This is a genomic window from Streptomyces sp. NBC_01463, from assembly GCA_036227345.1.
Classification (GTDB): domain Bacteria; phylum Actinomycetota; class Actinomycetes; order Streptomycetales; family Streptomycetaceae; genus Streptomyces.
In genome coordinates this window covers 4,475,561-4,501,765 of sequence record CP109468.1, presented here as the reverse complement: position 1 = coordinate 4,501,765, position 26,205 = coordinate 4,475,561, and the positions used below count along the sequence as shown (strand labels likewise).

The following is a 26,205-nucleotide window of genomic DNA, read 5'->3' as shown; positions in this document are numbered from 1 at the left end:
GAGGCTCGGACCGTCCGTACCGCACCGGGGCCTTTCCGGCGGTCCACGACCCCTTCGGCAGGGGCTCTCAGCGGGCGGTGACGGCCTCGGCAAGAGCCCGCTCGACATCGGCCACCAGGTCCGAGGCGTTCTCGGCGCCGACGGAGAAGCGGATGAAGCCTTCCGGTACGGCGTCGCCGCCCCATCGGGCCCGGCGTTCGGCGGTGGAACGTACGCCGCCGAAGCTGGTCGCGTCCTCGGCGAGGTGCAGCGCCGAGAGGAAACGCTCGGCGGTCCCCCGGTCGGCGAGGACGAACGACACCACGGAGCCGAAGCGCCGCATCTGCCGCACGGCGTTCGGGTAGGAGGGGTCGGTGGGCAGCCCGGGATAGCGCAGACCGCTCACCTCCGGGTGTGCGGCAAGGGTCTCGGCGAGGGTCAGGGCGTTCGCGCACTGCCGCTCGATCCGGAGTTCCAGCGTGGCCAGGGAGCGGTGGGCGAGCCAGGCCTCCATCGGCCCGGGGATGGCACCGACCACCTTGCGCCAGCGCCGCACCCCCGCAGCGAGCCCGGAATCGCGGCAGGTCACATGGCCGAGCAGGATGTCGCCGTGGCCGGTCATGCCCTTGGTGTCACTGGCCACCGAGAAGTCGGCGCCGAGCTCCAGCGGGCGCTGGCCGAGCGGGGTGGCGAGGGTGTTGTCGACAGCCACCAGTGTGCCGCCGGCGTGCGCCGCCTCGACGAGCCGCCGCACGTCGCAGACGTCGAGCCCGGGGTTGGACGGGGTCTCGATCCACAGGAGCTTCGCCCCCTCCAGGAGGGCCAGCTGGGCATCACCGCCCGTCGGTGCGGTCCGCACCTCGACGCCGTACTCCTCCAACTGCGCACGTACCAGCGGGAGGGCCTGGTAGCCGTCGTCGGGCAGGACGACGACGTCCCCGGTGCGCACCTGGGACATCAGCACGGCGGAGACCGCCGCCATGCCGGAGGCGAAGACCGTCGTCTCGACGCTCTCGCCCGGTGCTTCGAGCTCACCGATGGCCCGTTCCAGATGGGTCCAGGTCGGATTGGTGTCACGGCCGTAGGTGTACGGGCCGGTCGGCTCTCCCGACAGGTGGAAGTGCGCGGCGAAGACCGGACCGGGGAGAGTGGGCTCGTACTGCTGCGGTTCCGGCAGGCCTGCCCGTACCGCGCGGGTTCCGTCGCCCATGCTGCTCATGCTGTTGTCCTCGCTTCTCTCCCCGGTCGGTCACCGGTCCTGCCTGCACTGTTTCAGGTATCCGGGAATCAGTCCTCGTCGGGCAGGACCACGTTCAGCGCCCAGGAGACGATCGAGATGATCAGACCGCCGAGGACGGCGGTCCAGAAGCCGTCGACATGGAAACTCAGGTCCAGTACATCGGCCAGCCACGAGGTCAGCAGCAGCATCAGGGCGTTCACCACCAGGGTGATCAGCCCCAGGGTGAGGATGAAGAGCGGCAGTGTGAGCAGCTTCACCACCGGCTTGACCAGGAAGTTGACCAGACCGAAGATCAACGCGACCACGATCAGGGTCACCGTCTTGCGGCCGGTGCTGCCGCCGGTCAGCGTGATGTCCTGGAGCAGCCAGATGGCCACGGCCAGCGCACCCGCGTTGGCGATCGTCTTGACTACGAAATTCTTCATGTGTCTGATCGTGGCAGACATGATCGGTGGCGGACACCGGCTGGGCAGAGGCAAGGGGCGGACGGGCCATGAAGGCATTCAGACTGGACGAACTGGAGGCGGAACGAGCCGCCAACGACGGGGCTTATCTCCAGTTCGTCCGCGAACGCAACATGTCCGTCGGGCTGTACGCACTGGACGCGGGTGAACTCGACCCGCAGCAGCCCCACAACCAGGACGAGGTCTATCTCGTCGTCAGCGGCCGCGCGTCGATCACCGTCGGCATGGAAACCACTCAGGTGGGCAGAGGAAGCGTGGTGTACGTACCCGCCGGAACCGCCCATAAGTTCCACCACATCACGGAGGATCTGCGCGTGATGGTGGTGTTCTCGCCGCCCGAGGGCTGAGCCGCCCCCCGGGGATCCCTAGGGGACGGATCAGGGGAGTTCAAGGGATCCGGAGGCCCCGCAGGCCACCCCCGCGCCTCTAGCATCGAAGCAGGAACTCACAGAGACGAGGTAAGGACGATGGCCGTGCGGGAGATATACGCGGGAATGCCCTGGTGGGTGAAGTGGATCGCGGTGCCCGTCATCGCGATCGTCGTGTTCGGGGGCCTGATCGCCAGCGTCGTCGGCTTCGTGATCGGCCTGCTGTTCAAGGTCCTGGTCTTCGTGATCCTGGTCGGCGGTCTCGTCTTCGTCGTACGGAAGTTCATGTCGTCCTCCTCCTCGCGAGGCGACTGGTAGCCGCGAAGGCCCCGCGCACGACCGGCCGCCCGATTAGCCCAGCTGAGCTAAGCGGAATGCGAAACGGCACCCCGTCCGGATGCTCCCGATACAGTGGCAGTCCGCTGCCGCCGCCTGGGAAAGCACCGTCATTCGCCACCCTGACCAGTGGTTTGTACGGCATCCGGCCTTAGGGCCCCAGGCCTGCGGCAGATCTGTGGGGGCGGCCCCCACAGGCGGGCTGACCGCCCGTCACCATGCCTGGGGGTGACCGTTGACCACGGCATCGAGTACCGCCGTCCCGACGCTGATCGGATCGGTGCAGCGGGCGCTGAGGCTGCTGGAGGCTGTGGGCACCCATCGCGACGGGGCGCCGGCCAAGCAGCTCGCGAGGGAAGCGGGGCTTCCTCTTCCCACCGCCTACCACCTGCTGCGCACGCTGACGCACGAGGGCTATCTGCGCAGGGAGAACGGGGTCTTCCTGTTCGGCGCCGCCGCGGAGCGGCTGGTGGACGACGGCGCGCTGCAGAATCGTCGCAGCAGAATGACCCGCTCCCTGAGCCACTGGCGCGACATCATCGGCGCCCCGGTGTACTGCGCCGTCTACCGCGAGGGCGAGATCGAACTCGTCGCGGTCGCGGACACCCCCGCGATGCCGGCGGTGGAGGAGTGGGCCGCCTTCGGGGAGACCGGGCATGCCCACGCGATCGGCCAGTGTCTGCTGAGCCAGCTCGACGACCAGGCGCGCGAGGATCACCTCGACCGGCATCCGGTGGGCCCGCTGACGCGCTACTCGGTACGTGACCGCCCGGCACTCCTTGAGCGGCTTCGGTCACTTGAGCGTACGGAACCTGTCATCGAACGACAGGAGTACGCGCTCGGGACGGTCTGCGCGGCCATCCCGATCACGGCCGGATTCACGGCCGCCGCGATGGCCATTTCGGTCCCTCTCGACCAGGAAGATCGGTTGCTCCCCGCAGTCGAACGACTACGTGGCGAAGTGGCCAGCCTCTTGCGTTCGTTCGTGTTCTCTATCAGTATCTGAAAAATCACTCCTTGTGATCTGCTATCGCGTGCACCACGATGGCGTCAATAGGGCCATGGGGGATCATTCCTGGCCAGATTCATCTACTGCGGGGTTGAACGATGCGCGAGTCGGTTCAAGCTGAGGTCATGATGAGCTTCCTCGTCTCCGAGGAGCTCTCATTCCGTATCCCGGTGGAGCTCCGGTACGAAGTGTGCGATCCGTACGCGATCCGGATGACCTTCCATCTGCCCGGCGACGCCCCCGTCACCTGGGCTTTCGGCCGTGAGCTGCTGCTCGACGGTCTCAACAGCCCCAGTGGCGACGGCGATGTGCACATCGGGCCGACCGAGCCCGAAGGGCTGTCCGACGTCCACATCCGGCTCCAGGTGGGCGCCGACCGAGCGCTGTTCCGGGCCGGCACGGCGCCCCTTGTGGCATTTCTCGACCGGACGGACAAGCTCGTCCCGCTCGGACAGGAGTGCACGCTGGGTGACTTCGAGGGCAATCTGGAAGAGGCCCTGGGGCGGATTCTGGCCGAGGAACAGAACGCGGGCTGAACCGGGCCGTGCCCAGGACCTGCGTGCCGGTCGAACAGCACACCTGCCGAACGGGTGAATCGCTCTCCGTGTCCGGACCCTCAGGCCTTCACCCGCCGACGGCGTCCCCTGCCGCCCCGTACGGGTGCAGGAGCTCCGGCTTCCGCGCCGAGCCCTGTGCGGTCGGCGGAGACGACCAGCGCCGCGAGTGCGGTGGTCACCGGCACCGACGCGACCAGTCCGATCGAGCCGATCAGTGTGCGCACGATCTCCTCCGCCACCAGCTCGCTGTTGGCCACCGTCCCCACGCTGCTCTGGGCGATCGAGAACAGCAGCAGCAGCGGAAGCGCGGCGCCCGCATAGGCGAGCACCAGGGTGTTGACCACCGAGGCGATGTGATCGCGCCCGATTCTGATCCCTGCCCGGTAGAGCTTCTTCGCACTCATCGTCGGGTCCGCCTGATGAAGTTCCCAGACCGCGGATGTCTGGGTGACCGTCACGTCGTCGAGCACCCCCAGGGAGCCGATGATGACGCCGGCCAGCAGCAGACCGCTCATGTCGATGTGCGGATACAGGCCGTGGATGAGGCCGGTGTTGTCGTCGGTGTTCCCGCTCAGACTCGCCCAGCCGATGAAGAGCGAGCCGAGCAGCCCGATCAGCAGCAGTGAGATCAGGGTGCCGATGACGGCGACCGAGGTGCGGGCGGTCAGCCCGTGGCAGATGTAGAGCGCGATCAGCATGATGGCGCTGGCCCCGACCACCGCCACGACCAGCGGGTTCGAGCCCTGCAGGATAGCGGGGAGGATGAACAGGGTCAGTACGGCGAACGACAGGGCGAGCGCGACGAGCGCCATCACCCCGCGCATTCTGCCCACGGCCACCACCACCAGCGCGAAGATGCCGGCCAGCAGCATCAACGGGAACTTCCGGTTCACATCGGTCACGGAGTACTGGAGATCGTGGGGCGCGTCGGGGGCGTACGCGACGACGACGCCTTGTCCCTCGCGCAGTTGCCGGGGCGCGTCGGGCTGGACGACCTCGACGAACTTGCGGCCCTCGTCCTGACCGCTCGTGACCTCCACCGTGGCCTTCTCGCAGAGGCCGGCCCCGCCGCCCTGCTCCCCTGTCGGCGGTGGGGTCTCACCGCTGACCGGCACCTGGGAGGCGTTCACGTCCTTGCAGTCGACCTTGGCGACGCTCACCACCCGGCCCTGCTGGGTCTGCCGGTCGAACCCGACACCGGTGCGCTCGTGCGCCGGCGCACCTCCCGGCCAGAGCACCACGAGCCCGACGACGACCGCGGCCGCGAACGGGATCAGCACGGCGGCGATCACCCGGCGCAGATGGGTGGAGACGGGTGCGGCGGGGCCGTGGCTGTGCGTGTGGGAGTGCTGATGACCCTGCGTTTCGGAGGCGCTATGAGGGGACGTCACCGGCCGATCATCCCAAGAAGGGAGGAGGCCCTCTGTTCAGCTCGCCCACGGGGGCGCTAGCGTGGTGGCACCTTTGCACACGCGGGAGCTCGGAGCACCGGGCTGAGAGGGCGCTGATTCTCCGTACAGCCGTACGGGACAGGCTGCGCCGACCGCCGAACCTGTTACCGGGTAATGCCGGCGTAGGGAGTAGGTCTCATGACCACATCGGACGCACGCACGCCTGCCTCGAATCAGAGCGACGAGGCCGGGAAGTCCATCGGCTGGCACAAGGGGTACGTCCAGGGCTCACGCCCGGACCTCCAGGTGCCGGTCCGTCAGGTGCACCTCACCAACGGCAAGGACGTGACGCTGTACGACACGTCGGGGCCGTACACCGATCCCGCCACGGAGACCGACGTCCGCCGTGGCCTGGCGCCTCTGCGGGAGAACTGGATCATCGCCCGCGGCGACACCGAGGAGTACGCGGGACGCCCCGCGCGCCCCGAGGACGACGGGCTCAAGCACACCTCACCGCGCGGGGGACTGCGCAACCTCGACGCGGTCTTCCCCGGCCGCCCCCGGCAGCCGCGGCGCAGCCGGGACGGCCGGCCGGTCACCCAGCTCGCGTACGCCCGCCGCGGCGAGATCACCCCGGAGATGGAGTACGTCGCTATCCGGGAGAACGTCGAGCCCGAGGTGGTGCGCGAGGAGATCGCGGCCGGCCGGGCCGTGCTGCCCGCCAACGTCAACCACCCGGAGATCGAGCCGATGATCATCGGCAAGCGGTTCCTGGTGAAGGTGAACGCCAACATCGGCAACTCCGCGGTCACGTCCTCCATCGAGGAGGAGGTGGACAAGATGACCTGGGCGACCAAGTGGGGCGCCGACACGGTCATGGATCTGTCCACCGGCCGCAATATCCACACCACCCGTGAGTGGGTTCTTCGCAACTCCCCCGTGCCGATCGGCACCGTGCCGCTCTACCAGGCCCTGGAGAAGGTCGACGGTCGGGCCGAGGAGCTGACCTGGGAGATCTACAAGGACACCGTCATCGAGCAGGCCGAGCAGGGCGTCGACTACATGACGGTCCACGCCGGCGTGCGCCTGCCGTACGTGCCGCTGACGGCCCGCCGCAAGACCGGCATCGTCTCGCGGGGCGGCTCGATCATGGCGGCCTGGTGCCTCGCGCACCACAAGGAGTCGTTCCTCTACGAGCACTTCGAGGACCTCTGCGAGATCCTCGCCTCCTACGACGTGACGTACTCCCTGGGCGACGGGCTGCGGCCCGGTTCGATCGCGGACGCCAACGACGAGGCACAGTTCGCGGAGCTGCGTACGCTCGGCGAACTGAACACGGTCGCCAAGCGGTTCGGCGTCCAGACGATGATCGAGGGCCCGGGGCACGTCCCCATGCACAAGATCAAGGAGAACATCGACCTTCAGCAGGAGATCTGCGAGGAGGCGCCGTTCTACACGCTCGGTCCGCTGACGACCGATGTGGCTCCGGCCTACGACCACATCACCTCGGGCATCGGCGCCGCGATGATCGCCTGGTGGGGGACGGCGATGCTCTGCTACGTGACGCCCAAGGAGCACCTCGGACTGCCCAACCGGGACGATGTGAAGACCGGGGTCATCACCTACAAGATCGCGGCCCATGCGGCGGACCTCGCCAAGGGGCATCCGGGGGCGCAGGAGTGGGACGACGCGCTGTCGGACGCGCGGTTCGAGTTCCGCTGGGAGGACCAGTTCAACCTGGCCCTCGACCCGGTCACGGCACGGGAGTTCCACGACGAGACGCTTCCGGCCGAGCCGGCCAAGACCGCGCACTTCTGCTCGATGTGCGGGCCGAAGTTCTGCTCGATGAAGATCAGCCAGGACATCCGCCGCGAGCACGGCGGGGACCTCGACGCCGGTGAGATCGAGGCGGGCATGGAGGAGAAGTCCAAGGAGTTCGCGGCCTCGGGCAACCGGGTGTACCTGCCCCTCGCGGAGACGGGCGGCAGGACGGCCGGCTGACCCGCTGTCTCAGCGGAGGTGGGCCCGCCAGGCCACCAGTCCTGGCCGGTCCGCCTCCGCGAAACCCACCGCGAACGGCTTGTCGCCGTCGTCCGTCACCAGGTGGACGCTGCACTCCGTCACGCTGTCGCCCGGTGCGACCAGCTGGGTGAGCCAGTCGGACGGGCAGTCGGGGATCTTCGTGTGGAGGCCGAAGGGGGCCTTCCCGGGGATTCGCCGGCCGCCCTCGGTGAGCAGGCGGACATCGTCGGCCTGGCCCGGGTAGAGGTCGTTCGGCCCGGGGTTGGTGTAGGTGACCAACACGTAGTACGGGACGCCGCGCCGCTCGTTCTCGTTGAGGTCGAGGTCCAGGCGTGCGAGGTCGGCGGCCTTGCCCCGGCGCACGGACACCAGCGCGGCGGGCAGGTCGAGGGTGCCGTCCTCAACGTCGTTCCACTGGACGGGGATGACATCGCCCGGCTTCGCCAGCCCGGAGTTCGCCGCCTCCAGACCGCCTTCGACGGGCCAGGCGGCCATCGCGCCGCCCTCGTCGAGGTAGCCGTCGGCGTTGTGCGTGAGTGACAGCACGCCGATGCCCTCGGGCAGTGCGTAGGTCAGGCAGGTGGTGTACGAGTCGCCGGGCGCCAGCGTCTTCGGCGCGGTGTCCTCGCAGGGCCGGTCGCTCCCGTCCGGCTTGCCGCCGCTGATCCAGACCTGCTCCCCGCGTGTCCAGTCGGTGCCGTTCAGGGTGAATTTGCTGGACACCATGTAGGCGGAGGGGATCGTCTTCCGGCTGAGGTTGGTGACCTCGAAGGTGAGGTAATGGGGGACCGTGCCCTTCAGCTCCTTGTCCACGCGCGCGCCCCGCATGTCCCCCTCCGAGCCCCGGATCAGGCTCTTGACCGTGATCCTGACCTCGTACGACCGGTCCTGGGTATCCGTGTGGGTTACGTCCTGTGCGCTGGTCAGCACAGGGAGGTCCGTCCAGTACGCGGGCCTCTCCACAGCTCGCTCCGCGACCCCGCCCGCGCCCTGTCCCCCTGCGCACCCGGCGAGGAGGGATATGACCGCCGTACCCATGGCGGCCTTCCTGATGTAGCTGGACAGGCGCATGGATTTCCCTTGCCGCGACATGATCCGGATCCGCCGGAGGACTGACGCATCGTAGGTCGTCACAGCGGGCGGCGGGGCGGCGGAGGGCCCGGGACAGCCGGAACCGCACTCCGGTACCGGTGTCCGTCCGCCCCTGGGGCCGGGGCCGACGGCACGTCAGGATGTCGATATGACAAACGAGTCGAGGACCCCGCGGAGTATCGCCGACAGCCATCTCGACCAGGTGGCCGCGCACGACCCGCTGACCGCCGCGTGGCTGGGCCTGAACCCGGGCGACGACCGGCAGCCGGACCTCTCGCCGGACGGCTTCGAGGCCCACGCCGAGCTCGCCCGCCGCACTCTCGCCGCACTCGGCGCCGCCCCGGCAGCGGAAGACCCCGCTGAACAGGCCTGCGCCCGGCTGCTGCGCGAACGCCTCACCGCGGAACTCGCGATGCACGACACCGGCGAGAACTTCCGGCAGCTGCGCACCGTCGGAGCGCACGTCGACCAGGTGCGGGCGATCTTCACGCTGATGCCCACCACCACCGACGAGGACTGGGCGGCGGTGGCGGGCCGGCTGCGCAACCTGCCCGGAGCCCTGGACGGCTACCGGGCCACCCTCACCGAGGGGATGAGGCGGGGCCTGCTCGCCGCTCCCCGGCAGGCCGCCGGGGTGATCGGGCAGCTGTCCGACTGGACCGGGGGACAGCAGGCGGGTGCGGGCTGGTTCGCCGACTTCGCCGCGAAGGGGACCGACCGGCTGCGGCCCGGGCTGGACGCCGCAGCCCGGTCGGCCACCGGCGCGGTGTCCGAGTTCCGCGACTGGCTGCGCGACACCTATCTCCCCGCCGCGGCGGGCACCCCGGACGCCGTCGGAAGGGAGCGCTACCTGCACGCCGCCCGCCACAACACCGGGGCCGAGCTCGATCTGGACGAGGCCTACGCCTGGGCCTGGGACGAGTTCCACCGGACGCTCTCCGAGATGCGCGCCGAAGCCGGGCGCGTCCTGCCCGGCGCCCCGCTCCTCGAAGCCATGCACCACCTGGACGAGTACGGCCACGCGGTCAAGGGCGAGGAGGCCGTCCGCGACTGGCTTCAGCAGCTCATGGACGAGGCGATCGACGCCCTCGACGGCAGCCACTTCGATCTCTCCGGACCGATCCGCACGGTCGAGTCCCGGATCGCGCCCGCGGGCAGCGCCTCGGGGCCGTACTACCAGGGTCCGAGCCTCGACTTCAGCCGCCCGGGCCGCACGTACCTGCCCACCCTCGGGCAGGACTCCTTCCCGACCTGGCAGCTCGTCAGCATCTGGTACCACGAGGGCGTTCCCGGCCACCATCTCCAGCTCGCGCAGTGGGTCGCGGTCGCCGACCGGCTCAGCCGGTACCAGGTCACCGAGGGCATGGTGAGCGCCAATATCGAGGGCTGGGCCCTGTACGCCGAGCGCTTCATGGACGATCTGGGCTTCTTCGCCGAACCCGCACGCCGCCTCGGCTTCCTGGACGGGCAGATGCTGCGCACCATCCGGGTGATCATCGACATAGGCATGCACCTCGAACTAGCCGTCCCCGCGGGCTCGGGCTTCCACCCGGGTGAACGCTGGACCCCGGCGCTCGCCGCGGAGTTCATGGCCACCTACAACGGCAGCCCGGCCGCCCGCCGCAACGCGGAGATCGACCGCTACCTCGGCTGGCCCGGCCAGGCCATCGGCTACAAGCTCGGCGAACGTGCCTGGCTGCAGGGCCGGGATGCCGCCAAGCGCCGGCAGGGTGCCGCCTTCGATCTGAAGACCTGGCACATGAAGGCTCTCTCGCAGGGTTCGCTGGGGCTCGACGACCTGGTCGGCAGTCTCGCGGCGCTGTAACCCGGGCGCCGTCGTCTGCCGGGAGGCCCGGGGGCGGGCCTCCCGGGGGCGGTTCGCCGGGTCCGGGCCTTCCGGCCTCCTGACCGGTTACTCCGGTTCGTGGTCCGGGCCGCCGAAGTCGGGGCTGGTGAAGTCCGGGCTGGTGAACGTCGGGCGCGGGGCGGCGGCCGGGCCGTCGTCCGGGCTGGAGAAGTCCGGCCTGCTGTAGCCGATCTTCGGGATGCGGTTGGGCGAGCGGTGCGGGGTGCGCGCGGCGGGCGCGGCGCCCGGGTCGGCGAGGGCGTCCCGGAGGAACGGCAGGATGCCGCGTTCCAGCAGGGCGTGCCGCCAGGCCTCCCTGGCGCGTGCCACGTCCTCCGGAAGTTCCTCGCCGTGTTCCTCGGCCGCGAGCGAGGTCGAGCCGTTGCGCAGGGCCGTGACGAGGAGCACGACGGCGGCGACGAGGATGGCGGCCGCGGTGACCGCCGCGAAGAACCAGCCGGCCCCGACCATGCTGCCCGCGAAGGCCGGCGGCGGGTCGAGCATCTTCAGGATGTAGCCGATGAGCAGGAATATCACCGCGGCGGTGCCCGCCAGTACCGGTGCCAGGACGGTGACGACGGCTCCTATGCCGGCGCCCGACTGGTAGGAGCCGGTCGGCGCCGTCTCCGCTTCCCCGGCGCCGGCCCCGTTGTCGTACGGGTCCTCGGCCGCGGCGCGGATCTCCTCGCGGGCCTTCACGTAGTACTCGTACTCGGTGGCCGCCGCGGCCGTGATCAGTGCGGTGGCGGCCATCGCCATGGTGCGCAGCTGCACCGGATTGAGCCGTTCTCCGACAGCGGCCAGATCCGGTCGTTCATGGGCGTGACGCAGCGCGTCGTCGAGGATCCGCTCGTACTCGGGCCGGTCCTCGGTCAGCAGGTGCGGAGCGCTGTTCATGTGCATCCCCCGATGCTCCGTAGGGCCTGTGTGCCCGTTCGAACCGGGCAGTCGGGCGGAAACGGAGGAGAGCCTGCTACTGGTACGCCGATGGTAGAGCGCTCACGGCACGGGGTGACAGGGGGTTTCCGGAAATAGGCCCAGTGGTCGCGTGTTCAGATCGGGATGCGTCTTCCCGGAAGAACGTCAGTCATGCAGGGGGAGTTGGACGACCAGTAGCTTTCCGGCCATGGTCACTCCGCCGTCCATGGCGATGGCGAGCCCGTCCGCGTACACGTGCGGACCGTCCACGACCGGCCCGGAGCCGTCCTCGCCGTCTTCCGATCCGACGTCGCCCAGCAGGTACGGAATGGGGCTGTGACCATGGACGACGCGTCGTCCGCCGTAGGCCGCCATCAGCTCCTGCACGGCCTGCGGACCCGACTCGTCACGGAAGGCGAACCGCTTGGTCAGCTTGCGGAAGAGGTCCCAGCACTCATCGGCGTCGTTCCGCGTGAGAATGGCGTGCACCGTGTCGTTGACGTCCTCGATGGTGGAGCCGTAGTCGAGGTAGGCCGTCGTGTCCGAGTGCATCAGGAGGTGCTCGTCCTCCTCGGCGACCGCGTCGAGGCGGGACATCCACTGGAGGTGGACGTCCTGGAGCCGCTCCATGTCGTTCTTCTGGCCGCCGTTGAGCAGCCAGGCGGCCTGGAAGGTGGCGGTGCCGGCGCCGGAGTTGACCGGGGTGTCCCCGAAGCGCTTGGCGCCGATCAGCAGCAGCTCGTGGTTGCCCATCAGGGCCTTGCAGTAGCCGCCGGAGGCCGCGGCCTCGGCGGACAGCCGCATCACGAGGTCGATGACGCCGATCCCGTCGGGTCCCCGGTCGGTGAAGTCGCCGAGGAACCAGAGCCGCGCGTTGCCCGCGGACCAGCTGCCCTCGGAGTCGATCAGGCCCTGCTCGGAGAGGGCGGCGATGAGCTCGTCCAGATAGCCGTGGACGTCACCGACGACGTACAGCGGTCCGAGCCCGGGGTCCTGGGCGGGCCGGGGGTCGGGCACGTTCCGCACCTGGACGGTGTCCTCGCGGCTGATCACGGGGAGGTCGCGCGCGGTCGGGGTGTACCCCTCCGGCGGCTCGCCCCCCGGGAACGCGTTGCCCGGGTGCGGTGAAGCGGGCGGCGCAGCGGACTGCGCATAGGGCGGTACGCGGAAGTCGCGCAACGTCGCCGTCCGCACCACGGGTTCCTGACCGGCCCCCTGTGTCATCGACCCCTCCACCACCGTCGCGCCGCCGTACACCTGACGGGCCCTGCTGGTCGGGGTGGTCCGCGGTGTCGTGCGCCCATCATAGGAATGAGGATCGTGCTCTGTGACGCACCAGGGGTGGTGAATCCGTCCGCACACCAGGTTCGTCGGTCGATTGGTCCCAATTGGGCTGATCAATCCCCTGCCGGCGAACGCGGCGGGCTCACCGTGGTGCGGGGTGGGCGGCGTTGCGAGGAGGTCCGGACGATGAGTTCCGTCGGTATCACCTGCTCCACCGGACCGTCCTGGTCGACGCCTTCGATGGCGTCGATGAGGAGCTGGACGACCGCCGTGCCGATGCGGCGGGGCTTCAGCGAGAGCGTCGTGATGGGCGGCTCGGTCGTCGCGTACACGGTCGACTCGCTGCAGCAGACCAGCAGCAGGTCCTCCGGGACGCGCAGACCGTACCGGCGGGCGGCCGCCAGCAGATCGGTGCCGTTGGGGTCGAAGAGCCCGTAGACGGCGTCCGGGCGGTCCGGACGGGCCAGCAGGCGGTCGGCGGCCACCGCGCCCGCACACGGGTCGTGGGCGGGGTAGGACTCGTAGACCGGGTCCTGGCCCACGCGCTCGCACCAGTGGAGGTACGCGGTCGTGGAGAGCCGGGTGTACGTGTCGGTGGTGGTGCCGGTGAGCAGCCCGATGCGGCGGGCCCCGGCGGCGGCCAGATGGTCGAGGAGGTCCAGGACGGCGGCCCGGTGGTCGTTGTCCACCCATGCGGTGACCGGGAGGGTTCCGGCCGGCCGGCCGTCGGACACGACGGGCAGGCCCTGGCGTACGAGTTCGGTGACGACCGGGTCCTGGTCGGAGGGGTCGATCACGACGGTGCCGTCGAGTGCGACGTTCGACCAGACGTCGTGGCGTGAGGTGGCGGGGAGGATGACGAGGGCGTAGCCGCGGGCCAGCGCGGCGGAGGTGGCGGCTCTGGCCATCTCGGCGAAGTACGCGAATTCGGTGAAGGTGAAAGGTTCATCCCCGTAGGTCGTCACGGTCAGGCCGATCAGGCCGGACTTGCCGGTACGGAGCGTTCGGGCCGCGGCGGAAGGGCGATAGCCCAGGCGCTCGGCGACCTCGCGGACATGGCGGCGGGTGGCGTCCGGGAGCCTGCCCTTGCCGTTGAGCGCGTCGGAGACGGTCGTGATGGAGACCCCGGCGGCGGCGGCCACATCCCGGATTCCTGCTCGTCCCTGTCGGCCCCCGCGCCGGGGGGTCTCCGTCCGGCTCACCTGGTGCTTCCCTGCTGCTGTCATGGCGAGCCGATAGTAGGGCTCGGGCGGGTACCTGGTCCGGTCGCATATTCACTCGTTGACAGGCACGTTTCTGCATGATCATCGAGCCTCAATCGCCTTGCTAACAAAGGGTGTTAAGGGTCATAGCCGTTGTGTCTCACCTGTCGGGCCGGAGCGGCCTGCCGATAGGTCGATGTCTCGAAGAGGTCTCAACTCACCTCTTCGAGGGACGCGCGCCACGGAGTGAGCCACCGGCGCGCGCCATGGCGGGGAGCGCTCCCCCTCATTCCGGGGTCCACCGGACGAATCCACGGTCCACCCATTCGCACCGGCGCCCAATCCTCATAAGGTGAGCAGTATTGATGTGTACGGACGGTCGAGGAGGACCTGCGGTGAGCGAGACGAGCCCGAAGCTGCGCGCCGAACTGGATGGCGTTCCCGCCTATGTGCCGGGCAAGCCGGCTGCGGCGGACGGACCGCTCGCGTTCAAGCTGTCCTCCAACGAGAATCCGTATCCGCCGCTGCCGGGGGTGATGGAGTCCGCGCTGGCCGCGGCCGCGCACTTCAACCGGTACCCGGACATGGCGTGCACCGGTCTGATGAACGAACTGGCGGACCGTTTCGGCGTGCCGCTGTCGCACCTGGCCACCGGCACCGGTTCGGTGGGCGTGGCCCAGCAGCTGCTGCAGGCCACATCGGGCCCGGGCGACGAGGTCATCTACGCCTGGCGCTCCTTCGAGGCGTACCCGATCATCACGCAGGTCAGTGGCGCGACCTCGGTGAAGGTGCCGCTCACCGACGGTGAGGTGCACGACCTGGACGCGATGGCGGACGCGATCACCGACCGGACCCGGATGATCTTCGTCTGCAATCCCAACAACCCCACCGGCACCGTGGTGCGCCGGGCCGAGCTGGAACGATTCCTCGACCGGGTGCCGGGCGATGTGCTCGTGGTGCTCGACGAGGCGTACAAGGAGTTCATCCGGGACGTCGAGGTCCCCGACGGCCTTGAGATCTACCGGGACCGGCCCAATGTCGCGGTGCTGCGGACGTTCTCCAAGGCCTACGGCCTGGCGGGGCTGCGGGTCGGCTTCGCCGTGGCGCACGAGCCGGTGGCGGCCGCGCTGCGCAAGACGGCGGTGCCCTTCGGGGTCAGCCAGCTCGCCCAGGACGCGGCGGTGGCCTCCCTGCGTGCCGAGGACGAACTCCTGGGCCGGGTGGGCTCCTTGGTGTGTGAGCGGCAGCGGGTGCACGAGACGCTGGTGCGGCAGGGCTGGACGGTGCCGGAGTCCCAGGCGAACTTCGTCTGGCTGCGGCTGGGGGACCGGACCGTCGACTTCGCCTCGGTCTGCGAGAAGGCCGGCGTGGTGGTGAGGCCGTTCGCGGGCGAGGGGGTCCGGGTCACGATCGGTGAGGACGAGGCGAACGACCTGTTCCTGAAGGTGGCGGAGTCGTACCGCCGGGAGCTGTAGCCCCGGAAATCCGTCTGCCGGGCCCCGTATCTCGTTCGCGAGGTGCGGGGCCCGTTCGCGTGCCCGGCCGGGGAGGGGCCTGCCCGGTGCGGGAGGGGTACCCCGCCGTAGATCCCGAAAATGTGTGCGCCATAATTGCTTGTGAATGTGAACGCGTTCACAAGCGTGTCCTGCTTCATCCCGTGATCCGTCGGATTTAAAGGACAAACTGCCGGTGAAACTACGGCGACGTAAGGAGAAGACGACGTGGAGCTAGCTCTGGCGCCGGAGACCCTGGCGCGATGGCAGTTCGGAACGACCACCGTCTACCACTTCCTCTTCGTTCCCCTGACGATCTCTCTCGCCGCGCTCACCGCCGGCCTGCAGACCGCCTGGGTGCGGACCAACAAGGAGAAGTACCTCAGGGCCACCAAGTTCTGGGGAAAGCTCTTCCTGATCAACATCGCCATGGGCGTCGTCACCGGCATCGTCCAGGAGTTCCAGTTCGGGATGAACTGGTCCGACTACTCGCGGTTCGTCGGTGACATCTTCGGTGCCCCGCTCGCGTTCGAGGCGCTGATCGCGTTCTTCTTCGAGTCGACGTTCATCGGGCTGTGGATCTTCGGCTGGGACAAGCTGCCGAAGAAGATCCACCTCGCCTGCATCTGGATGGTCTCGATCGGCACCATCCTCTCCGCGTACTTCATCCTGGCGGCCAACTCCTGGATGCAGCACCCGGTCGGCTACCGCATCAACAAGGAACGCGGACGCGCCGAGCTCACCGACTTCTGGCACGTGCTCACGCAGAACACCGCGCTCACCCAGTTCTTCCACACCATCACGGCGGCCTTCCTGGTCGGCGGCGCGTTCATGGTGGGCATCGCCGCGTTCCACCTGGCACGCAAGAAGCACATCCCGGTGATGCGGACCTCGCTGCGGCTGGGGCTGATCACCGTGGTGATCGCCGGTCTGCTCACCGCCGTCAGCGGTGACCAGCTCGGCAAGGTGATGTTCAAGCAGCAGCCGATGAAGATGGCCGCGGCCGAGGCCCTGTGGGACGGACAGAACTCCGCACCCTTCTCGATCTTCGCCTACGGCGATGTGAGCAAGGGCCACAACTCCGTCGAGATCTCGATCCCCGGGATACTGTCCTTCCTCGCCGACGACGACTTCAACTCGTACGTCCCCGGCATCAACGACATCAACAAGGCCGAGCAGGAGCGCTTCGGTCCCGGCGACTACCGGCCCAACATCCCCGTCGCTTTCTGGAGCTTCCGGTGGATGATCGGCTTCGGCATGGCGTCGTTCGGTCTCGGCATCCTCGGGCTGTGGCTGACCCGGAAGAAGTTCATGCTGCCGCCGGGGATGCGCACCGGTGAGGACGAGGTGCCCCACCTGGTCCTGTTCAAGAACAAGGCGCTCAGCCCGAAGCTGACCAAGTGCTACTGGATCGTCGCGCTGTGGACCCTGCTCTTCCCGCTGATCGCCAACTCCTGGGGCTGGATCTTCACCGAGATGGGCCGACAGCCGTGGGTCGTCTACGGGGTCCTGCAGACCCGTAACGCGGTCTCCCCCGGCGTCTCGCAGGGCGAGGTGCTCACCTCGATGATCCTGTTCACGCTGCTGTACGCGGCGCTCGCCGTGATCGAGGTCAAGCTGCTCGTGAAGTACATCAAGGCCGGACCGCCGGAGCTGACCGACGCCGACCTCAACCCGCCCACCAGGATCGGCGGCGACCACGACGACGCCGACCGGCCCATGGCCTTCTCCTACTGAGAACACAGGGAGCCGAGAGATGGAACTCCACGACGTCTGGTTCGTGCTCATCGCCGTTCTCTGGACCGGCTACTTCTTCCTGGAGGGATTCGACTTCGGGATCGGTGTCCTCACCAAGCTGCTGGCGCGGGACCGCAAGGAACGGCGGGTCCTGATCAACACGATCGGGCCCGTCTGGGACGGAAACGAGGTCTGGCTGCTCAGCGCCGGCGGAGCGACGTTCGCCGCGTTCCCCGAGTGGTACGCCACGCTGTTCTCCGGGTTCTACCTGCCGCTGCTGATCATCCTGCTCTGCCTGATCGTGAGGGGTGTCGCCTTCGAGTACCGGGCGAAGCGGCCCGAGGCGAAGTGGCAGACCAACTGGGAGAACGCGATCTTCTGGACCTCGCTGATCCCGGCCCTGCTCTGGGGCGTGGCCTTCGGCAACATCGTCCGCGGTGTGAAGATCGACGCGGACATGGAGTACGTGGGCAACTTCTGGGACCTGCTCAACCCGTACGCGATCCTCGGCGGACTGGTCACGCTCACCCTCTTCACCTTCCACGGTGCGGTGTTCGCCGGCCTCAAGACGGTCGGGGACATCCGGGCCCGGGCGCGCAGGCTGGCGCTGAAGCTGGGCGCGGTCACCGCGGTCCTCGCGCTGGGGTTCCTGATCTGGACCCAGATCGACAACGGGGACGGCTGGAGCCTGATCGCGATGATCATCGCCGTGGTGGCCCTGGTCGCCGCGATCGGCACCATCGCGGCGGGGCGCGAGGGCTGGTCCTTCGCCTTCTCCGGGGTGACCATCGCGGCCGCGGTCGCCATGTTGTTCCTGACGCTCTTCCCGAACGTCATGCCGTCCTCGCTGAACGACGACTGGAGCCTCACGGTCACCAACGCCTCGTCCAGCCCGTACACGCTGAAGATCATGACCTGGTGTGCGGGGATCGCCACTCCCGTCGTGCTGCTCTACCAGGGCTGGACGTACTGGGTGTTCCGGAAGCGCATCGGTACGCAGCACATCGCCGACGCGCACTGAACGCAGTGAGTGCCTTGACCGAGCCGAGCCCCGTGGGGTGTTTCACGTGAAACCGATCGATCCGCGTCTGCTCCGCCACGCCCGTGCCACCCGCCTGTTCCTGGTGGCCTTGGTGGTACTGGGCCTGGCCGGGGCGGCGCTGGTCATCGCCCAGGCCATGCTCGTCGCCGAAGTGGTGGTGGGCGGCTTCGAGGACGGACTCACGGGCGCGGGACTGCGCACCCCGCTCCTGCTGCTCGCCGCGGTCGCACTCGGCCGGGCCCTGGTCTCCTGGCTCACCGAGCTAGCTGCCTACCGGGCCGGTGCGGCCGTCAAGTCCGAGCTGCGCGGCCGCCTGCTCGCCCGGGCGGCCGAGCTCGGCCCGGACTGGCTGAGCGGGCAGCGCACGGGGTCTCTGGTGGCGCTCGCCACACGGGGGATCGACGCGCTCGACGACTACTTCGCGCGCTATCTGCCGCAGCTCGGACTCGCGGTGGTGGTGCCGGTGGCGGTGCTGGCCAGGGTCGTCACCGAGGACTGGATCTCGGCGGCGATCATCGTGGTCACGCTGCCGCTCATTCCGCTCTTCATGATTCTGATCGGCTGGGCCACCCAGTCGCGGATGGACCGGCAGTGGCGGCTGCTCTCCCGGCTCTCCGGGCACTTCCTCGACGTCGTCGCGGGACTGCCGACACTGAAGGTCTTCGGCCGGGCCAAGGCCCAGGCCGAGTCCATCCGCACCATCACCTCGCAGTACCGGCAGGCGACCCTGCGCACCCTGCGGATCGCCTTCCTGTCGTCCTTCGCTCTGGAGCTGCTGGCGACGCTCTCGGTGGCCCTGGTCGCCGTCACCATCGGCATGCGGCTCGTCCACGGAGAACTCGATCTCTACACCGGCCTGGTGGTGCTGATCCTGGCGCCCGAGGCCTACCTCCCGATCCGGCAGGTGGGGGCGCAGTACCACGCCGCCGCCGAGGGACTCTCGGCTGCGGAGGAGATCTTCGCCGTCCTGGAGACCGAACCGCGTACGGGCGGTACGCAGGAGGTCCCCGGCTCCCTGCGACTGGAGCTGGAGGGCGTGACCGTCCGGCACCCGGGGCGCACCGAGCCCTCGCTCGCCGCGGCCTCCCTGGTCGTGGAGGAGGGGGAGACGGTCGCGCTGGTCGGCCCGAGCGGGGTGGGCAAGTCCACGCTGCTGAACGTGGTGCTGGGGTTCGTGGCACCCGACGAGGGACGGGTGCGGGTGGGCGGGGCCGAACTCGCCGCCCTCTCCCCCGGACTCTGGCGCGAGCGGATCGCCTGGGTGCCGCAGCGTCCGCACCTCTTCGCGGGCACGATCGCGGAGAACGTCCGGCTGGCCCGGCCGGAGGCGGACGACAGCGCGGTGACGGCCGCGCTGCGCGACGCCGGGGCGTACGACTTCGTGGCGGAGCTGCCGGACGGCGCCCGCACGCTCCTCGGCGAGGACGGCGCCGGGCTCTCCGCCGGACAGCGCCAGCGGCTCGCCCTCGCCCGGGCGTTCCTCGCCGACCGGCCGGTCCTGCTCCTGGACGAGCCGACCGCGAGCCTGGACGGCGAGACGGAGGCGGGCATCGTCGAGGCGGTACGGAGGCTGGCCGTGGGCCGGACCGTGCTGCTGGTCGTGCACCGGCCCGCGCTTCTGTCGGTGGCCGACCGCGTGGTGACGCTGGAACCGGCCGGAGATGCCGTGGACGCCATGGATGCCGATGGGGGACGGCACCTGGAGGCCGTCGCGGGCCCGGGGGCGACGGTGACGGTGACGGCTGAGGGGTCTGTCGTGGTGCCTCGTCCTGCGACCGGCGCCGAGGGAGGCGCCGGTGCCGGGACGAGGCTGCGTGAACCCGAGGAGGTGCTGCGGGAGACCGTGGCAGGGGCCCGGCGGCACGTGCTTGCGCGGGTGCGGGAGGCCGCCGGAGCGCAGCGCGGCAGGCTGCTGCTCGCCCTGCTGCTGGGAAGCCTCGCGCTGGGCTCGGCCGTCGGTCTCATGGCCGTCTCCGGCTGGCTGATCTCCCGCGCCTCGGAACAGCCCCCGGTGCTCTATCTGATGGTGGCGGTGACGGCGACCCGCGCCTTCGGTATCGGACGGGCGGTCTTCCGCTACGCCGAGCGCCTCGTCTCGCACGACGCGGTGCTCCGGATGCTCGCCGAACTCCGCGTCGCCGTGTACCGGAGCCTGGAGCGGATCGCGCCCGCGGGGCTGCGCCGGACCAGGCGGGGGGACCTCCTCTCGCGACTCGTCGCCGATGTGGACGCCCTCCAGGACTACTGGCTGCGCTGGCTTCTGCCGGCCGGGACCGCGGTCGTCGTGGGGGCCGGTGCCGCCGGCTTCACCGGCTGGCTGCTGCCGGAGGCGGGCCTCGTACTGGCCGCCGGACTGCTGCTGGCCGGCGTCGGGGTGCCGCTCGTCAGCGGGGCCTGCGCACGGCACGCCGAGCGCAGGCTGGCACCCGCACGGGCAGCGCTGGCCACCCGGATCACCGACCTGCTCGGCGGGACCGCCGAACTGACCGTCGCGGGCGCCCTGCCGGGACGGCTGAACCGGACCAGGGAGGCCGACGGTGTGCTGACCCGGATCGCCTCCCGGGCGGCGACCGCCACCGCGCTCGGCAGCGGTCTCAGCGCCCTGATCGCGGGGCTCACCGTGGTCGCCGCCGCGCTCGTCGCCCTCCCGGCCGTGGCCGACGGGCGGCTGGCCGGGGTGGAACTCGCCGTCGTCGTGCTCACACCGCTGGCCGCCTTCGAGGCCGTCACCGGCCTGCCGCTCGCCGTGCAGTACAGGCAGCGGGTCAAGCGCAGCGCTGAGCGGGTGTTCGAGGTGCTGGACGCCCCGGTGCCGGTGCGGGAGCCCGCCGAGCCGGCCGAGGCGCCCGCGTCACCCTTCCCGCTGGAGGTACGGGGGCTGTCGGCCCGCTACGCGGAGGACGGACCGGACGCGCTGGACTCGGTCGACCTCACGCTGGAGGCGGGCCGGCGCATCGCGGTGGTGGGCCCGTCCGGCTCCGGAAAGACCACACTGGCCCAGGTCCTGCTCCGCTTCCTGGACGCGCGGACGGGAACGTACCGGATCGGCGGAGTGGACGCGTCCGCGCTGGACGGGGACACGGTCCGGCGGTTCGTCGGCCTATGTGCCCAGGACGCCCACATCTTCGACAGCTCGATCCGGGAGAACCTGCGGCTGGCCCGTACCGGCGCGACGGACGCCGAACTGCGCGAGGCGCTCCGCCGGGCCCGGCTGCTCGACTGGGCGGAGGCGCTGCCGGACGGCCTGGACACGCTCGTCGGCGAACACGGCGCCCGTCTCTCCGGCGGTCAGCGCCAGCGGCTCGCGCTGGCCCGCGCGCTGCTCGCGGACTTCCCCGTGCTGGTCCTGGACGAGCCGGCCGAGCACCTCGATCTGCCGACGGCGGACGCCCTGACCGCGGATCTGCTCGCGGCCACCCGGGGACGTACGACGGTACTGATCACGCACCGGCTCGAAGGGCTGGACGCCGTCGACGAGGTGGTGGTGCTGGAGGCGGGCGCCGCCGTGCAGCGCGGTCCGTACGCCGCGCTCGCCGCGGTGGAGGGGCCGCTGAGCCGGATGCTGGAGCGCGAGCGGGAGACCGTGGGCGCGCCGGTCGGGCAGGCGGCCGCGAAGGTCTGACAGGCCGGTCGGGCCGGACGCGCAGGCCTGACCGGCCGATCCGGCTCCCGCCTTCGGCCTCCTCGTCCCCTTCCGGTTCGGCCCGGCCCGGTCCCTGTCTCGACTTTCCCCGACAAAAGGCACTAACTACGCTCTGGGTATGTCAGAGCAGGACCCGAACCAGCCGCAGCAACCGAATGACTCACTCGACGCCGCGACGGAGGCGACGCGCAGCCTGCAGGGCCTGTCCACCGAGCTCACCGCCCGCGTACCGCGGCTGCTCGAAGCCATGCGATCGGTGGGCACGGGACTCGAACTCCACTCCACGCTCGACCGGATCTGTGAGACGGCCGCCGAGCTGGCCCACGCCCGTTACGCGGCCATCGGCGTCGTGGACGAGGAGGGCGGAGGGCTCTCCGACTTCGTCACGTACGGGGTCCCGGAAGCGGTGGCGCGTGAGATCGGCCGCCGCCCCGACGGGCACCACGGGCTGCTCGGCGCCCTGATCCATGACCCCAGCCCCCTGCGGCTCGCGAATCTGACGGGCGATCCGAGGTTCGCGGGCTTTCCGCCGGGCCATCCCCCGATGCGTACGTTCCTCGGCGTTCCGATCCGGGTCCAGGGCGAGATCTTCGGCAATCTCTATCTCGCCGAGAAGGACGGCGGCGCCGAGTTCAACGACTACGACCTGCACATGGTCCGCGTGCTGGCCACCGAGGCCGGCATCGCCATCGGCAACGCGCGGCTGTACGAGGCGGCCAGGCAGCGCGAGCGGTGGATCGACGGTTCGGTGGCCGTGACCACCGCCCTGCTGTCCGGCGGGGACGCCGACGACGCGCTGTCGGTCGTCGCCGAACAGGCCCGTCATCTCGCCGGATCCGCCGCCGGCATCGTGCTGCTGCCGGCCGAGGACGGGGGACTGGAGATCGTCGCCGTCTCCGCGGACGACCCGTCCGCCTCGCTCGGGGTGATCATCCCGGCGCACAGCCCGGTGGTGGCGAGGCTGCTGAGCGGGGAGGCGGTCTTCATAGACGACTCGGCGACCGACTCCCGCATGGTCACCAGGCTGGCCGACCGGTTCGGGCCGAGCATGATGCTGCCGCTGCACAGCGGTGGCCGTGTGCTCGGTGCGCTCGCCACACCGCGGGCCAAGGGCGGCCGGCCGTTCACGGAGACGGAACGGACCCTCGCCACCCAGTTCGCCTCGCAGGCGGCCCTGGCGCTGATGATGGCCGAGGCGCAGCGCGACCGGGAGCGGCTGGCGGTGTACGAGGACCGCGACCGGATCGCCCGTGACCTGCACGATCTGGTCATCCAGCGGCTGTTCGCCACCGGGATGATGCTGGAGAGCGCCCAGCGCCGTTCGGACGTGCCGGAGGTGCAGACGGGGGTGGGCAGGGCGGTCGACGAGCTGGACGTCACCATCCAGGAGATCCGCACCGCGATCTTCGCCCTGCAGCAGGAGCCCGCCGAGGCCCCGTCCGGACTGCGCACCCGGGTGCTGCGGGAGATCAACATGGCGGCCGTCCCGCTCGGCTTCAAGCCGTCCCACCGCTTCCTCGGTCCGGTCGACACGCTGGTGGGCGAGCTGACCGGCAAGAACCTGATCGCGGCGCTCCGAGAGGCGCTGTCCAACGCCTTCCGGCACGCCGAAGCGGCACGGATCGACGTGGTGGTCGACGCGACGGCCACGTTGCCCGACGGCCGGGACGCGGTGCGGCTCTCGGTCGCCGACGACGGGGTGGGCATTCCGCCCGGGGGCCGTCGCAGCGGGCTGCGGAACCTGGCCCGCCGGGCGGAATCGCTCGGTGGGGCCAGCTGGTTCGGACCCGGCATCGGGGACGACGGCGGTGGTACGACGGTGGTGTGGCAGGCGCCGCTCTGACCGGTTCGGGAAGGCGGCAGGCCCGGCCGTCTACGCGTCGGCGGGCGTCTGCCCGTGTGCCCGCCAGTCCGCCAGTCCCTCAGTCCGTCAGTCCTTCAGCGTTCCGTCCGGAGCCGGGTGCGGTCGGCGATGATCCGCTCGATGACGACCGCGACGCCGTCCTCGTTGTTGGTGGCCGTCCGGCCGGAGGCCGCCGCCAGAGCGGCCGGGTGGGCGTTGCCCATCGCGTACGAGGTGCCCGCCCAGCTCAGCATCTCGACGTCGTTCGGCATGTCCCCGAAGGCCACGACCTCGGCGGGGGAGATCCCGCGCTCGGCGCAGCACAGCTCCAGGGTGCTGGCCTTGGAGACGCCGGGCCCGCTGACCTCCAGCAGTGCCGTGGGGCTGGACCGGGTGAAGGAGGCCCGGTCGCCGGCGACCCGGCGGGCCAGGGCGAGGAAGTCGTCAGGGGCCAGCTCGCGGTGGTGGGCCAGGACCTTCAGTACGGGAGCGCCGGCGCCCGGCGTCTCCTCGTGGAGCAGCTTCTCGGCCACCGCCACCGTGGCACCGGGGTCGAGGTGGAACGGCGGGTAGTCCGGCTCGTAGTGGATGCCGGTGGCCAGCTCGACGGCGAAGGACGTGCCGGGGGCGGCCGCGCGCAGCGTGTGCACGACGTCGAGGGCCGCCGCCCGCTCCAGGGCCCTCACCTTCAGCAGCCTGCCGCCGTCGTGCAGGTCGGCGACGGCGGCGCCGTTGGCGCAGATCGCCAGGCCGTGGCCGTGCACGTGGGCACTGACGACATCCATCCAGCGGGCGGGACGGCCGGTGACGAAGAAGACCTCGATCCCGGCCTCCTCGGCGGCGGCGAGCGCCGCGACGGTGCGGTCCGAGACGGTCTTGTCGTCGCGCAGGAGAGTGCCGTCCAGATCGGTGGCGATCAGCCGGGGAGTGGCAGGAGCGGGCTGTTCGGTAGCTGAGGTCACCGGTCCATTCTCGCGTACGAGGGTGCACGGGCGTGCGCAGGGGCGCACATCTGAGTGCGTACGCCCGTGAGCAGCAGAACATTCCTCTGGCATATGTCTGCGGAGTTGGATGCTCGCCGGCCCGTCCTCGGGCCGTCCTCGGGCCGTCCTCGGTCCCGCCGTCCGCACCCGGCTCCAAGTGCTCGTCCGGGCGGCCGAGCGCAAAAGATGTGGCGTACCGGGGCCGCCGTAAACTCGAGCCATGAGCTCCACTCCGCGCCTCAGCACCGTCATCCTGCCCGTCCACCGCTGGAACGAGGGCGGGCGCTCCGCCTGGCAGCGCGCCGAGGAGCTCGGTCTGCACACCGCGTACACCTACGACCATCTGGCGTGGCGCGCCTTTCGCGAGCGGCCGTGGTTCGGCGCCCTGCCCACCCTGACGGCGGCCGCCTGCGCCACATCACGTCTGCGGCTGGGCACGCTCGTGACCTCGCCGAACTTCCGGCACCCGGTCACGCTGGCCAAGGAACTGATCTCGCTCGACGACATCTCGGCCGGCCGCATCACGCTGGGCATCGGGGCCGGTGGCAACGGTTTCGACGCGACGACGCTCCTGCGGGGCGACGAGCAGCCCTGGACGCCGCGCGAACGGGCCGACCGCTTCGGTGAGTTCGTTCCGCTGCTGGACGGTCTGCTCCGCGAGCCGGCCGGGCTGACACACGAGGGCTCGTTCTACTCGGCCACCGAGGCGCGGAACGTGCCCGGCTGCGTACAGCGGCCGCGACTCCCGTTCGCCGTCGCCGCCACGGGGCCGCGCGGCCTCAGGGTCGCCGCGCAGTACGGGCAGGCGTGGGTGACCACGGGCGATCCGAAGCAGTACGAGGCGGGCAGCGCGGCGGAGTCGCTCGACGCCGTACGCGGTCAGGTCGACAAGCTGGGGAAGGCCTGCGCGGAGAGCGGCAGGGACGTGGACGAGCTCGACAAGATCCTGCTCACCGGGTTCACGCCGGAGTTCAACCCGGATCTCGCCGGGGGCGGGCCGTTCGACTCCGTGGACGCGTTCGTGGACTTCGCGGGCCGGTATGCGGAGCTCGGGTTCACCGAGATCGTGGTCCACGCACCGGTGCCCGACGGCAGCCCGGACTTCCCGGCGGCGGTGCCGGACGAGAAGCTGTTCGAGGAGATCGCGACGCAGGGCCTGGCCCAGCTCGCCGGCTAGCCGCGGAGTGTGCCGCCGATGGTCCCGGCTCAGCCGGGCAGGCGCAGGAACTCCGGGGGTACGGCGGCGGTGAGCCAGACCCCGTTGGCGCTCACGTAGAAGGTGTGGCCCGCCCGGTGCATCGCCCCCGCGTCCACCGACAGGACGACGGGGCGGCCGCGTCGGGCCCCGACGCGGGTCGCCGTCTCGCGGTCGGGCGAGAGGTGGACATGGGTGCGATTCATCGGGCGCAGCCCCTCGTCGCGGATCGCGTCCAGGGCCCGGCCGACGGTGCCGTGGTAGAGGTACGCGGGCGGCTCGGCCGGCGGCAGGTCCAGGTCCACGTCGACGGTGTGCCCCTGGCTGGCCCGGATGCGGTCGCCCTCGACGGCGAAGCGCTGCTTGTCGTTGGAGGAGACGACATGGTCGAGCTCGGCGCGGGTGACAGGGAAGTGGTGGCGGGCGAGGGCCCCCAGCAGCTCGTCGATCGGCACCCAGCCGTTGGCGTCGAGGGTGAGCCCGATCCGTTCGGGCTGATGCCGCAGGTGTTTCGAGAGGTACTTGGACACCTTGACGGTGCGTCTTTCATCCATACCGACA

General features: G+C 70.2%; 21 protein-coding genes and 1 riboswitch. Of the genes, 12 read left to right on the top strand and 9 right to left on the bottom strand.

Annotated elements, in window-relative coordinates; all coding sequences use genetic code 11:
• Nucleotides 1–67: 67 nt before the first annotated feature.
• Both OG521_19855 and OG521_19850 read right to left on the bottom strand, forming a co-directional pair.
• A complete protein-coding gene (locus tag OG521_19855) occupies nt 68–1,198 on the bottom strand; it encodes a cystathionine gamma-lyase (protein WUW22919.1) in 1,131 nt (376 codons plus the stop codon).
• A gap of 68 nt (nt 1,199–1,266) precedes the next feature.
• Nucleotides 1,267–1,644, bottom strand: a complete 378-nt coding sequence (locus OG521_19850; protein WUW22918.1) for a phage holin family protein — start codon at nt 1,642–1,644, stop codon at nt 1,267–1,269.
• A 68-nt stretch (nt 1,645–1,712) separates the two neighbouring features.
• On the opposite strand from OG521_19850, the gene OG521_19845 reads away from it, so the two are divergent.
• The 4 genes from OG521_19845 to OG521_19830 all read left to right on the top strand — a co-directional run bounded on the left by OG521_19845 (nt 1,713) and on the right by OG521_19830 (nt 3,932).
• A complete protein-coding gene (locus OG521_19845; GenBank protein WUW22917.1) occupies nt 1,713–2,030 on the top strand; it encodes a cupin domain-containing protein in 318 nt (105 codons plus the stop codon).
• A gap of 126 nt (nt 2,031–2,156) precedes the next feature.
• Complete coding sequence (locus OG521_19840) at nt 2,157–2,369, top strand: DUF5326 family protein (GenBank protein ID WUW22916.1); 213 nt, start codon at nt 2,157–2,159, stop codon at nt 2,367–2,369.
• Nucleotides 2,370–2,697: 328 nt separating this feature from the next.
• On the top strand, nt 2,698–3,393 hold the full coding sequence (locus tag OG521_19835) for a helix-turn-helix domain-containing protein (protein ID WUW26736.1): 696 nt from the start codon (nt 2,698–2,700) through the stop codon (nt 3,391–3,393).
• A 101-nt stretch (nt 3,394–3,494) separates the two neighbouring features.
• Complete coding sequence (locus OG521_19830; GenBank protein ID WUW22915.1) at nt 3,495–3,932, top strand: SsgA family sporulation/cell division regulator; 438 nt, start codon at nt 3,495–3,497, stop codon at nt 3,930–3,932.
• Between the two features lie 80 nt (nt 3,933–4,012).
• On the opposite strand, the gene OG521_19825 is transcribed toward OG521_19830, so the two are convergent.
• Nucleotides 4,013–5,344: a YibE/F family protein gene (locus tag OG521_19825; protein WUW22914.1), complete on the bottom strand. Its 1,332-nt coding sequence runs from the start codon at nt 5,342–5,344 to the stop codon at nt 4,013–4,015.
• 71 nt (nt 5,345–5,415) lie between these two features.
• Nucleotides 5,416–5,550: riboswitch (TPP riboswitch) on the top strand.
• On the opposite strand from OG521_19825, the gene thiC reads away from it, so the two are divergent.
• Nucleotides 5,543–7,345, top strand: coding sequence for a phosphomethylpyrimidine synthase ThiC (thiC, locus tag OG521_19820; protein WUW22913.1), 1,803 nt, complete (start codon nt 5,543–5,545; stop codon nt 7,343–7,345). Its footprint overlaps the riboswitch before it by 8 nt.
• 9 nt (nt 7,346–7,354) lie before the next feature.
• Here thiC and OG521_19815 read toward each other — a convergent pair whose 3' ends face one another.
• Nucleotides 7,355–8,437: a hypothetical protein gene (locus OG521_19815; protein ID WUW22912.1), complete on the bottom strand. Its 1,083-nt coding sequence runs from the start codon at nt 8,435–8,437 to the stop codon at nt 7,355–7,357.
• Nucleotides 8,438–8,606: 169 nt separating this feature from the next.
• On the opposite strand from OG521_19815, the gene OG521_19810 reads away from it, so the two are divergent.
• Nucleotides 8,607–10,283 carry a DUF885 domain-containing protein gene (locus OG521_19810; GenBank protein ID WUW22911.1) on the top strand — a complete coding sequence of 559 codons (1,677 nt, stop codon included), beginning with the start codon at nt 8,607–8,609 and terminating at the stop codon, nt 10,281–10,283.
• An 87-nt stretch (nt 10,284–10,370) separates the two neighbouring features.
• Here the strand turns inward: OG521_19810 and OG521_19805 are convergent, their stop codons facing one another.
• The 3 genes from OG521_19805 to OG521_19795 all read right to left on the bottom strand — a co-directional run bounded on the left by OG521_19805 (nt 10,371) and on the right by OG521_19795 (nt 13,732).
• Complete coding sequence (locus tag OG521_19805; protein WUW22910.1) at nt 10,371–11,207, bottom strand: hypothetical protein; 837 nt, start codon at nt 11,205–11,207, stop codon at nt 10,371–10,373.
• A 180-nt stretch (nt 11,208–11,387) separates the two neighbouring features.
• The gene (locus OG521_19800; GenBank protein WUW26735.1) at nt 11,388–12,461 is read right to left on the bottom strand and encodes a metallophosphoesterase; all 1,074 of its coding nucleotides are present in this window, start codon (nt 12,459–12,461) and stop codon (nt 11,388–11,390) included.
• A 158-nt stretch (nt 12,462–12,619) separates the two neighbouring features.
• A complete protein-coding gene (locus OG521_19795) occupies nt 12,620–13,732 on the bottom strand; it encodes a LacI family transcriptional regulator (GenBank protein WUW22909.1) in 1,113 nt (370 codons plus the stop codon).
• 371 nt (nt 13,733–14,103) lie between these two features.
• Here OG521_19795 and hisC point away from each other — a divergent pair, with 371 nt between their 5' ends.
• The 5 genes from hisC (at nt 14,104) to OG521_19770 (ending at nt 23,466) form a co-directional block, all read left to right on the top strand.
• The gene (gene hisC / locus OG521_19790; protein WUW22908.1) at nt 14,104–15,183 is read left to right on the top strand and encodes a histidinol-phosphate transaminase; all 1,080 of its coding nucleotides are present in this window, start codon (nt 14,104–14,106) and stop codon (nt 15,181–15,183) included.
• Nucleotides 15,184–15,429: 246 nt separating this feature from the next.
• Nucleotides 15,430–16,938 (top strand): cytochrome ubiquinol oxidase subunit I, encoded by a 1,509-nt coding sequence (locus OG521_19785; protein WUW22907.1) that lies wholly within the window; start codon nt 15,430–15,432, stop codon nt 16,936–16,938.
• Nucleotides 16,939–16,957: 19 nt separating this feature from the next.
• Complete coding sequence (gene cydB, locus OG521_19780) at nt 16,958–17,959, top strand: cytochrome d ubiquinol oxidase subunit II (GenBank protein WUW22906.1); 1,002 nt, start codon at nt 16,958–16,960, stop codon at nt 17,957–17,959.
• 46 nt (nt 17,960–18,005) lie between these two features.
• On the top strand, nt 18,006–21,602 hold the full coding sequence (cydD, locus tag OG521_19775; GenBank protein WUW22905.1) for a thiol reductant ABC exporter subunit CydD: 3,597 nt from the start codon (nt 18,006–18,008) through the stop codon (nt 21,600–21,602).
• Nucleotides 21,603–21,741: 139 nt separating this feature from the next.
• On the top strand, nt 21,742–23,466 hold the full coding sequence (locus OG521_19770; protein WUW22904.1) for a GAF domain-containing protein: 1,725 nt from the start codon (nt 21,742–21,744) through the stop codon (nt 23,464–23,466).
• A gap of 95 nt (nt 23,467–23,561) precedes the next feature.
• On the opposite strand, the gene OG521_19765 is transcribed toward OG521_19770, so the two are convergent.
• Nucleotides 23,562–24,428, bottom strand: coding sequence for an HAD hydrolase family protein (locus tag OG521_19765; GenBank protein ID WUW22903.1), 867 nt, complete (start codon nt 24,426–24,428; stop codon nt 23,562–23,564).
• A gap of 241 nt (nt 24,429–24,669) precedes the next feature.
• On the opposite strand from OG521_19765, the gene OG521_19760 reads away from it, so the two are divergent.
• Nucleotides 24,670–25,626, top strand: coding sequence for an LLM class flavin-dependent oxidoreductase (locus OG521_19760; protein WUW22902.1), 957 nt, complete (start codon nt 24,670–24,672; stop codon nt 25,624–25,626).
• A 29-nt stretch (nt 25,627–25,655) separates the two neighbouring features.
• On the opposite strand, the gene OG521_19755 is transcribed toward OG521_19760, so the two are convergent.
• A complete protein-coding gene (locus OG521_19755; protein ID WUW22901.1) occupies nt 25,656–26,198 on the bottom strand; it encodes an RNA 2'-phosphotransferase in 543 nt (180 codons plus the stop codon).
• Nucleotides 26,199–26,205: the final 7 nt, after the last annotated feature.